The sequence below is a fragment of the Vibrio sp. 10N.239.312.D08 genome, assembly GCF_041466145.1.
GTDB lineage: Bacteria > Pseudomonadota > Gammaproteobacteria > Enterobacterales > Vibrionaceae > Vibrio > Vibrio crassostreae_C.
Genome location: NZ_JBFSSD010000084.1, coordinates 1 through 9,714 on the forward strand (window position 1 = coordinate 1; position 9,714 = coordinate 9,714).

The window sequence follows — 9,714 nt, forward strand, 5'->3', positions numbered from 1 at the left end:
AGACTGTGACAGAGTCCTTCGGTAATTAGACCGTCAACCTCCCTCGGTAATCACAGAAAGCAGCAAAAAGGCTGCAGCAAAAAGGCAGCGAGATCAAATCTTCGCTGCCTTTTGAGTATGATACTGTATTCTTTAGTATGACACTTTAATACTCAATATGAGACTTTATTACTCTCGTACAACACCAACTTTGTCACGTATCTTGCTGAACTGCTTGCTTAGGTAATGACTTTGGACTTGGTAGATATGGTCACAATCTTTAGCAACGCCTCTTTGTCTTTGTATTGGTTTCATGTGGACGATATAAGGGCAGCGTATACGGTCTGTATAACTCATCTGCACAATGTCAAAGATAGACTGTGTGACAGGGATTTTTACTCTGGATACCTCTGAATTTGAGACTTTTTGCCTATGTATATACAAGTAACCATAAATTTTTACGCCATCAACCATTACAGGTTGCTTATCCTCATTCCAGACAATTCCGCAACGGTTATCTCTTGGTGAACGTAGGTTGTATTTGATACGACATATTTCATTGATCGCATGCGTCGTCTCCAACGTCAATGCCATTGCCACCTTAAGAAAGAGTGGTGCGCTTTGATAAATCAATTCAAACTCTTCTAGTGTTAGTCTTTGACGCTTTTTAACCTGTTCTTTTTTAGTGACCCGAAGACGTTTTTTTATTGCGCATGAAGTTATCAGGTATATACGATTGATCTGCTAAATAACTGAACGCTTTATTGATCAAACTGAGGTTGTTGTTGTAGCACTGAGCTGAAAATTTAGCGTAATGAGTATTTAAGAAGACATTCATCATTTGCAAGTCTAATTCATGGGTAAGTGTCGTTCCTAAATCAGCACAGAGCTTCTTCATTAGTAATTGGTACTTCTCCATCGTACCTTTTGAAAGCTCTTCTCGTTTGATTAGCGGAAAGATTTTCTTCAGTGCTTTTTCTAAAGGAATATTGAAGTCGTTTAAAGAAGTGTGTCGTGGCTTATCTGGGACGCTATCGAGAGTCGGTAATGAAGCCAGGGCGGGAGCATACTTTGATGGATTTATAACCCAAAGAAGACTCTAGCCCGATAATCGTCGTTCCATCCCGCTTTTTTCAACTTCACCTTTTGACTTGGCGCACCGCAATCACATTGCTTAAGCATGTTCATTACAAAGCGTCTGAACAACGCTATGTTCTCAACGGCACCATCCAAAGTGATTCGAGAGCTATCCTCTTTAAAAACAACATCTAATACGTAGTGTTGGCTGTTTTCAATTCGCCAGTGTTGACGAATATAATGACCAAGTAATTTGTGATTCGGCGACATGGAACTTATGTAGTATGACGTATCTACGGTGCCTTTCCCGTTTATCACTCGGTGGCGTTCCACTGCTATAATGCTTCTTACCGTCGGCCATTTCTTTGCTAGTTCTTCGGGCAACTTAGCCTTAAGTTGAAAAACGTATCGCTCTTCGTTACGACCATGATGTGTCTCTTTGATTTCAGTGACTATTTTCTCTTTCCTAGCATCGAAGATAGCCTGAAACTGTTCAACAACAGCCGCTCTTAGTTTCGGTTGGTTGTTCTTCACTTGAACAACAACATGCGCTTTCTTTTCTTTTATCTTCTCTAGGGTTTCGCGCTGGCAATGCAGCGCATCAATCGTGACCACACTGCCTTTTACATTTATAACATCAAGCATTTGGCGCACAACACTGATCTCGCCATTCTTGTTTTCCGTCGGTTTTTGGCTCAGAACAAGGCCACGCTCAGTGTCATATGCCGTGACCAACTGCAACGCTGTTTTCCTGTCATTTCGATAAGAGCCACGCAGGACTTTTCCGTCGAATGCGATTATGGGTTTATTTTGGTTGGCTCTTTGTTCGTTTATCCACAAGGCCAACGCTTCAAGCAATGACTCCGCAACAACTGAGCGTAATATGCGTGCTATTGTGTGTCGTCGGGGGATTCCATGTTTGAATGGCCTGTACTTTCTTAACCAGCTTAACTTCTCTTCCCCATAAAATTCAATGTCTTGCCATCCTTCGCACCCAGATGCAATAGCACTAATAACGAGGAACATAACGTCAATAAGGTCATGTTTTTGGTTAATGTCAGAACGAGTATCTTCGATGACGGATAGGTGCTCAATTAAGTTCAAAATGGCTGTCTAGCTAAGGGGTTGACGCTATTAGATCATATTTGTTAACAAAGTGCGATCCCGCCCTGGTAATGAAGCTTGGTGTGCTTTCTCTATGAGCTGTTCCATAGACCGGTACTTGATATTGTAGTTAACCGCTTCATTGATCGCGTGAAGTTTCTTCGTGCCTACAGGGAAAGAGTAGAATTTCCCTGACGCAAGCTTTAGGCGGTAACGTACCTTGCCATCTTTGTGTTGATATCGATAAAGATAAGGCGGTAAATCTTTGTGTTTATCAGTTCGTTTTGTACCCATATTTATATTACGAAGGTGAGCTTATAACCGTCGTTCCTTTTAGTTACGTTCGATTGTTACATACTGGATTACGTTATGCATCGCCAAATAAGTCAGGGAATATTGTCGCTTTTCTGGCAGCCTCTATTTGCTCAGGCTCATCAACTACTACGACTTTCGCTGCACCAATGCCCATAAGCAAACGTTTAAGTTCCTCTTCCTCTAACTTCGTCAGTTCAAGCATTGAGTGAACGATTAACAAAGGCTTCAATGTAAGCCCAGGTTGCTTTGCTTCCCGTAGCATCGAACCCACCAGCTCCGCGAAACTATCAGGATTATCTAAGAGTAGTTGCTTTACTGGCATCGTTGAAATTTTACTTAACTCTTCTCCTTGCCACATTAACTCGCATTGTTGTGTTGTTAGATGAATCACAGCTGGATTGGCGAGTACCTTTTTGTTGGCTAGGAGATCGATACGACAAGCAATACTAATGAGCGGAATGACCAGAACCATAGCTACTAAGCTTTTTAGGTTGTCATACAGCTCTGGTTGGTCAGTCATGAAATGCAGGTAATGTATCTCCAGAAATAAGAAAATACATACTATTGACATCGCATCATTTATCGTTCTTTTTTTAAGCATCTTGCTTTCTCCATTGATCTGACAATCGATGTCCATTGGTGGGTATTAAATTACACCGAGGTACTGGTTACCGCTAAGAAGAAGTTAATGCCGACTACTATAAACGACCAGAAAGTCATAATTCCAAAAAGGTAGCACCACAATTTGGTATGTGTTGAAAAGGTAACGTTGGCGTAGCTAGACCAAGTTGTTAATGTTGCAAAGGGCAGCACTACAAATGTTCCATAGATATTGGTTAGCTCAGATAGGTAGCCTGCCACCATCGCTATTAATGTTATGAATATAAACATTGCATTCACCCACCGTGAGGGTAAATTCGTCGTATTTTCGTGTACTTTCATACGAGCCCCGTCAGTTAATATGTGCGTTTCTATAGTGGTGAGTAACAGGTTCCTAACTGATTTTTAAGACACATGCTTATATTATTATCTATGTTCGATATCGGCTTCAGAGTGGACTTTGTATGGCCTATGGCAATCGTCGCATTCAAATTCACCACCCGCAGGATTGCCACAAAAACCATCTTGTACTTCTCCGCAGTGAGGGCAATATAGAGCGACATTCATTGTGTGCAATTCTGTCACTGTCTTCATATTATCTTCCTAAGATTAACTGTGAGTTTGTTATACATCCCAAGACTCCCAATTTAGCTTCGTATCGAGTTTCAATATTTAGACGACGCTAGAGCAGACTGAAGAACTCAAAGGTGCTCTTCTCGATCTTTACGTTTTTGTTTGTAGGCAATTGTCGCCACTGCCGCAACGAACCCCAAGGTGAGTAAGGTTTCAACGAGGCCGAAAAGTTGCCCGTTAAAGCCAGTAACTATCATTACATGCGACCCAATGGTTAGGATGCTTAACCTGAGCAACGCTTTATCAACAGGTCCCATGTAGTCAGTGAGATCGTACTTGAGTTTGCGCATTATTGGCGACTCTCCTTAAATGCTCACGGATATAGCCTTCTTGCCACTCGATATGGCAATCAGGGTTAAACTTCTCCCCTTTTCTACTTGCCATGACTCCGGCTTTGAATTCAGTCGTGTGGTTTGTGTTAACGGTGATAGTCGGTTCGCACATCTCGCAAGCTACTGCCGACAACAAATGAGTAAACATGCCTGAGTCATGTCGCTTCTCAGTGATCTCTAAGATTCTGACCAGGGCATGTAACTCGTTACAATTGAATTTGGCCATCGTTAATCGTATGACAGGGGACCATTTCTCATATTTTTCAATGAACCCCTGCTCTCCTGAAAGAAATATTTGTTGTTCACGACATTGGTAAAGCCGTTGAGCTGTAGAAACGATTTTTATTGAAGTCATATCTTTGCCTTTAACGGGAAGGTTTGAACTGCAATTCTGTTTCGTCTGACTGGTGCTTAGGTACTGTGACCTTAGATTGGAAATACTTGCCTCGCGGCAGCTGATTACCCACAGGAACGTGCGCAATCCAGTCATCGAATGCTGGTTTAGAATTCGAGGGGAGTCGTTGCCTTATAAACGGGTCTTTTAGCGTGTCTGCCATTCTTGCTCTCTACTTTGTTAAGTACTACTGAGTTCAGTATCCAACAACCCGATACAGGCATGTTCAAATAAAGAGCTTGAATTGGAGAATAGATTGCGTATCACAAACGCGGTGGGTAGAAATTAGCAGGCGATTCTAGGTAAGTCGCTCCATTTAGTGGTGTATTGCGGAGACAGCATTTCGCGGCGCATACCCCAAGACTGTCTTGTAGGTGTTCCTTGCGCAGCCAGAAAGATAGTGTCCATTCCATACTTTGCGTTTATCTGATCAAACGAAGCCATTAACTTTGCATTATTGGGTTGTGGGTTAAATAGGTCAGCTTGCTCATGTCTTCCGTCAACGAGGTCAATCAGCCCAACACCGACTTTGTAGTACTGAACACCTTCTTTGTAGAGTGTTTTGGCCAGAGCACAGGCCGCACTGGTTAAGGTATCCACATCAGCTGTCGCGTACTCAAATTTGTGAATCGCTTTGAAACTAACCGGCTTTTCGTCAAAAGGTGAATTTCCTGCAAAGCAAACCAACACTTTACAAAGTGACTGTTGAGCACGGATCTTTCGCGAGGCAATGCCCACATGCAGACTGATAGCTTGTCTAAGCTCATCGAATTCCGTTATGCGCTTACCCAGACTGCGGGTAGAAAAAACTTGTTGTTTGTCTGCTCTTGCTATGTCGAATGGAATACACTTTTCACCATTGAGCTCCCGTATCGTTCGCTCAACACCGACATCGAATTCTTTTCTCGCTTTTGAAGGTGAAAAATTTGCTAGTTGCGCTGCGGTAGTGATCCCCATAAATTGCAATGCTTTCGTTCGCTTGCGACCAATCCCCCAAACTGAACCCACATCAATAGCCTGGAGAACACGTTGGGTTTCTTTCACTGAATCTAAAACACATACCCCCTGATAACCAGGGAGTTTTTTCGCTGCGTGGTTGGCTAATTTTGAGAGGGTGAGCGTCGGGCCGGTTCCCACACAGACCGGGATCCGACACTCTTTCCATATTGCTTTTCGAATTGCGGCCCCATGCTCTCGTAAACAAGGAATGTTTATGCACTTGTCCAGATTTAGGAAGCTTTCATCGATTGAATAGATCAGTTGTTCAGGTCCAAAACGTGCAATCACTTGCATCATCCGCAAGCTCAAACTGGAGTACAGTTCATAGTTAGATGAGAAGACTGTAACGCCATGTTGCTCACATAATGCCTTGATTTTAAAGTAAGGTTCGAATTTTGGAATGTTCAACGCCTTCGCTTGATTGTTTACCGCAACGGCACAACCATCATTGTTACTGACGGTGATAACCGGCTTTCCACGTAAATCAGGTCTGAAGACTTGATGACACGAATTGTAGAATGAATTGCCATCTATTAATGAATACATGCTTAACCCGAAAACATAGTTGATACACGGTGGAGTCTGATGGAACTCGCTAATACCCCTTCTATTGCGAAGGAGTCTTGTTCATCAATTCTTACCGGCTTCATTGATTCATTCGCACTCAGCAAGCGACGTCCTTTGATATCTAGAATTTTACAAACCAGTTCACCGTTTAGATTGGCAATGATAATATCGTGGTCTTTCGCAGTAAGGGCTCGATCTACAATCAATACATCACCTGAAAAAATCCCAACTCCTTGCATGCTATCTCCCTGTGCCAGCGCTAAAAAAGTTGATGACGGGTGTTCCACCAGCAATTCATCAAGGCTCAATTCCAGTTGTTTATATTCTGCAGCTGGGGACTCAAAACCCACCACGCCTGCACTCACTGGATAAGTTAATATATTCATAATTTATACTGGTTATTTATACAGTGCAATTCTAGCCCCGAATCTAGATAAAAGGCAAGAGAATGTCTCAGTAGGTAACTAGCGCTATAGAATTTAAGGTGAGACAGAGGTTGAGAGGGCGACATTATGAACAAGAGCCCTATATACGATAACATAATATGATATTGTGTATATTTAGGTTTCACCTAAACGATGTTAAGTTGTTTAAATCAAAGGGAAAGTTAAGAGGTCACTATGCCATTAGTAAGGTTTGCAATATTAGTTGTTGTACTATTTTTCGCTTGGTTAGCTTTAGTCCACATTTTCAATGACTATGGTGCTGGCGTAGGTCTAGTCTGTTTGGGGTTGTTTGTTTTTGTGGGTCGGAAGTTATCAAAGAGAACGCTGGCAAAACTTCAGTCTCGCCAGCAATAAATCGTTTACTCGCACACAACACCATCCCCGTCTCGGTCAGACATGAATGCGTATGCCGGGTCATGAGCCGTTACTGGTGCAATCCCATGATTTCGAGCTTCGGCACAAGTGATACGTCCGTTGTTGTCATCATACAAGGACAACGCATGCCCCGTAGATTGGGTGACGTATTTAGTTGGAGCGCTTCCAGCAGGTGCATAGAACACAATTTCAAAAGACGGGCAATTATTGATAACACTCTCCAACGTGTTCGCTTCGACTGGATTTACACTAAGGCCATACTTAGTTTTTATCTCAATGACACGCAACGCGAACCAACATTGGTTTCTTGGCGGCAACCACTCGCCAGCGTCCAAGCCACATTTTCCAGTAGAACTACAACGGTTCACAGCTGGGGATGCTAGGGTCAAGTTCAATAGATCTGTTGCAAATGCTTTTCTTGTTTCAGGGCTTGCCGCACAGAGTCCACTGTCATGCCCTTCACTGGCTGCAATGATGTGTTCGATGTCTGTCTCTGAAGTTGATTGGTAGTAGGTGCCAGTATAAGGGCCATAAATCTGACCTCCCATACTATCGACTATCGCTGACTCTACTGAAGCGGGATATGGGTATTGGCTTTTCTTATCGTATGGTGAACATCGATGCTCTTCCTTAACTACCAACCCACGCCACATTTCATTTCCCAGTGATGAAAACGAAGCAAGTAAAACAACCAAATACATTGAACTGCGAATAATCCCCATCATAACGTTCTCTATTTATTTACGTTACATTGTCACTAAGACCAGCAGCCCGATAGAATCTGGGACCACAAACGCTGCCCCTTTTTAAGTCCACGTATATCCACGACTTTTACGGTGACTGGCTTACCTACTAAATCAGTCTCATACTTTTTTCCGGTTATTATGTTATATAAGTTTCCAGATGCATTGGCTAGAGGTATACCCAACTCTTTTGATAAACTTGCAGCAGTGTAATGCACTCCCGACTCCAACATATATGCGGCCATCTCTTGAGTGCTCATCTTGTTGTGAACCTTACTTGGTGTTGTTGTATTCATGGCCATTACACCTCTGTATAGTTACCGGAATCATACTCACGCATAATGGCAGTCTCGGTGAATTCAAGCACTTGTACTTCGCCATCTATCCCACGCGTTTTATCGGAAAATCGCACACGAAGTGTTACTTCAGTATCATCGATAATAGTCGCATGAATTCTTTGTCCATCAGGTGCATAACCTCTACCAGTATTAAATGTCAGTTCGCCTTGCTTCGTTTGCATATCTCAGTTCCTTCAATTGGCTTTGGATTAGATATACAACATCGATGTGTTCTATTAAGCACATTGTCATCACAAGGTTGTGGTTCAACCGGTATTGTGTGTTGCTGTTAGTAGCGGAATATTAGATATTACTAAGGCTATCTATTGTTATATCGAAATTTCAGGAAGTTAACAGATGTCTAAGCAGCTCAAACCTGGTGGTCTTCAATACGTGTCTCGTGTCCTAGCAAACAAATATGATGTTTCCCTGTCCACATTCGTACTGATTGATGCCACTCGAAATGGCAATATTATGACCGAGATAGCAGAGCTCTACGGGGTCAATAGAGATGGTAAGGATTCGTATCAATTTCTCAGTGACTTGGTTAAACATGCCAACAAGAAATCCTCTCTTCCAATTTTCAACGTCACGAATATGACGAGATATGACTTAATAGCAATGGGAATTGATCCCGTTTCAGGAAGACGTCCTCGTTGGCTGTCATTGACCAGCTACGGTATGACGATTCTCAAAGACTTCGACAAATTGATGTATGAATAAGGATCTAACAATGAGAGCCTTTTAATACACGCTATTTAATCAGGACCGACTCTCGCTTTATCGGCTTTTCATTGAAGCGAATTTTTACGATGTGGTTATTCTCAAACCTCTGCTTACCTATAAGATCACGATACTGTTGATAGGATTTTCCCTTGAGGCCACAGTGATTGACGTAGATAGCTACTTTATACACGGTGAAGTCGAGCCAATTTTTACGTTTCTTGTTCACATCGATGACTGCATCACTTAACGTTATTTTTAGTAGCTCCCATAACTTCCCACTAATTACGTGTGTGTTGACGCTGAGTGAGTAAAATCCACCACCATTCAATGCGCTAGTAAACATCGTCATTTCTCTGATCAGTTGGTCTTTTTTGCCTTTTATTGGTTTGTAAGGGTCTGCCAAATGGAGGGTTATATCTGATGCATGTTTCCAACGATTAGTGATCGGATACCACTCCAGCATCAATATCTCGGTGCTACCGAATACTAATTTTATCGGTGTCATTATCACCCAAGTCATGAACGCTACCAATAGGACAAGAGCATAGTTCCAGCCCGATAATAAGCAAGGCCATAGATTCTCTAAGGCCAGGTTCTCGCTATAATTTTTATTGATAAAGGTGTCGTTCCAATTGAATGAATCAAGTGCAAACAAGAGTAGATAAAAAACAGAGAACTTCGTCATAAGTTTGGCCGTCTTACAGAAACGGTGCCAATATTCGGAATGAAACATAGAGAGGTTCATGTGCGTCGGATCATCGAGCACTATCTTTTCATAGGCGATGTTTCTAATGGCTTTCGCCTGTACGAGTGAGACGCCCATTGCGACTATGAACACATAATCACCAAAATAACAGCTGAGTAAGATACACAGAGTCGGAATGATGTATTTCAGGGTTTGAATAACTACCGTGATGACGTTCATTACGTAATCAGTTAAGAGCGTGAAAGTTGGTTTTAACATAAGAATGTATTCCTTTTGATTTAAACCTACTTAATTTTTCCGAGATCGCAAAATTTTTTTTTCATATCCTGTAGGAGAGGAATAAAGTTTCATACTAAGCAGTCAAGTAACCCTGTTTGTAC

At 42.2% G+C, this 9,714-nt stretch carries 16 protein-coding genes; 1 reads left to right on the forward strand and 15 read right to left on the reverse strand.

The window, feature by feature from the left end; all coding sequences use genetic code 11:
• Positions 1-168: 168 nt before the first annotated feature.
• From AB6D58_RS23850 to AB6D58_RS23915, 14 genes are all read right to left on the reverse strand, one after another.
• Positions 169-573, reverse strand: coding sequence for a hypothetical protein (locus tag AB6D58_RS23850; RefSeq protein WP_372128273.1), 405 nt, complete (start codon positions 571-573; stop codon positions 169-171).
• Between the two features lie 486 nt (positions 574-1,059).
• Positions 1,060-2,160, reverse strand: coding sequence for an ISAs1 family transposase (locus tag AB6D58_RS23855; RefSeq protein WP_136987121.1), 1,101 nt, complete (start codon positions 2,158-2,160; stop codon positions 1,060-1,062).
• 30 nt (positions 2,161-2,190) lie between these two features.
• A complete protein-coding gene (locus tag AB6D58_RS23860; protein WP_372158745.1) occupies positions 2,191-2,454 on the reverse strand; it encodes a phage integrase Arm DNA-binding domain-containing protein in 264 nt (87 codons plus the stop codon).
• A 73-nt stretch (positions 2,455-2,527) separates the two neighbouring features.
• Positions 2,528-3,076: a hypothetical protein gene (locus AB6D58_RS23865; protein ID WP_136987127.1), complete on the reverse strand. Its 549-nt coding sequence runs from the start codon at positions 3,074-3,076 to the stop codon at positions 2,528-2,530.
• A gap of 50 nt (positions 3,077-3,126) precedes the next feature.
• Positions 3,127-3,366 carry a hypothetical protein gene (locus tag AB6D58_RS23870; RefSeq protein WP_136987128.1) on the reverse strand — a complete coding sequence of 80 codons (240 nt, stop codon included), beginning with the start codon at positions 3,364-3,366 and terminating at the stop codon, positions 3,127-3,129.
• Positions 3,367-3,501: 135 nt separating this feature from the next.
• Entirely contained in the window at positions 3,502-3,669 is a 168-nt protein-coding gene (locus AB6D58_RS23875) for a hypothetical protein (protein WP_170964551.1), read from the reverse strand.
• A 107-nt stretch (positions 3,670-3,776) separates the two neighbouring features.
• Positions 3,777-3,998, reverse strand: a complete 222-nt coding sequence (locus AB6D58_RS23880) for a hypothetical protein (protein WP_086715480.1) — start codon at positions 3,996-3,998, stop codon at positions 3,777-3,779.
• The gene (locus AB6D58_RS23885) at positions 3,970-4,266 is read right to left on the reverse strand and encodes a hypothetical protein (protein ID WP_372127996.1); all 297 of its coding nucleotides are present in this window, start codon (positions 4,264-4,266) and stop codon (positions 3,970-3,972) included. The genes AB6D58_RS23880 and AB6D58_RS23885 overlap by 29 nt, the downstream gene beginning before the upstream one ends.
• Positions 4,267-4,405: 139 nt before the next feature.
• A complete protein-coding gene (locus AB6D58_RS23890) occupies positions 4,406-4,597 on the reverse strand; it encodes a hypothetical protein (RefSeq protein ID WP_081231411.1) in 192 nt (63 codons plus the stop codon).
• 122 nt (positions 4,598-4,719) lie between these two features.
• Positions 4,720-5,979, reverse strand: coding sequence for a Y-family DNA polymerase (locus tag AB6D58_RS23895; protein ID WP_136987129.1), 1,260 nt, complete (start codon positions 5,977-5,979; stop codon positions 4,720-4,722).
• Positions 5,980-5,981: 2 nt separating this feature from the next.
• On the reverse strand, positions 5,982-6,386 hold the full coding sequence (locus AB6D58_RS23900) for a LexA family transcriptional regulator (RefSeq protein WP_086715489.1): 405 nt from the start codon (positions 6,384-6,386) through the stop codon (positions 5,982-5,984).
• 419 nt (positions 6,387-6,805) lie between these two features.
• Positions 6,806-7,546 carry an excalibur calcium-binding domain-containing protein gene (locus tag AB6D58_RS23905; RefSeq protein ID WP_372127997.1) on the reverse strand — a complete coding sequence of 247 codons (741 nt, stop codon included), beginning with the start codon at positions 7,544-7,546 and terminating at the stop codon, positions 6,806-6,808.
• A 32-nt stretch (positions 7,547-7,578) separates the two neighbouring features.
• Positions 7,579-7,860, reverse strand: coding sequence for a hypothetical protein (locus AB6D58_RS23910; protein WP_133152255.1), 282 nt, complete (start codon positions 7,858-7,860; stop codon positions 7,579-7,581).
• 5 nt (positions 7,861-7,865) lie between these two features.
• Positions 7,866-8,084 carry a hypothetical protein gene (locus AB6D58_RS23915; protein WP_136987130.1) on the reverse strand — a complete coding sequence of 73 codons (219 nt, stop codon included), beginning with the start codon at positions 8,082-8,084 and terminating at the stop codon, positions 7,866-7,868.
• 175 nt (positions 8,085-8,259) lie between these two features.
• On the opposite strand from AB6D58_RS23915, the gene AB6D58_RS23920 reads away from it, so the two are divergent.
• On the forward strand, positions 8,260-8,625 hold the full coding sequence (locus AB6D58_RS23920; RefSeq protein ID WP_081231404.1) for a hypothetical protein: 366 nt from the start codon (positions 8,260-8,262) through the stop codon (positions 8,623-8,625).
• Positions 8,626-8,656: 31 nt separating this feature from the next.
• On the opposite strand, the gene AB6D58_RS23925 is transcribed toward AB6D58_RS23920, so the two are convergent.
• Positions 8,657-9,592: a hypothetical protein gene (locus AB6D58_RS23925; RefSeq protein WP_372127999.1), complete on the reverse strand. Its 936-nt coding sequence runs from the start codon at positions 9,590-9,592 to the stop codon at positions 8,657-8,659.
• Positions 9,593-9,714: the final 122 nt, after the last annotated feature.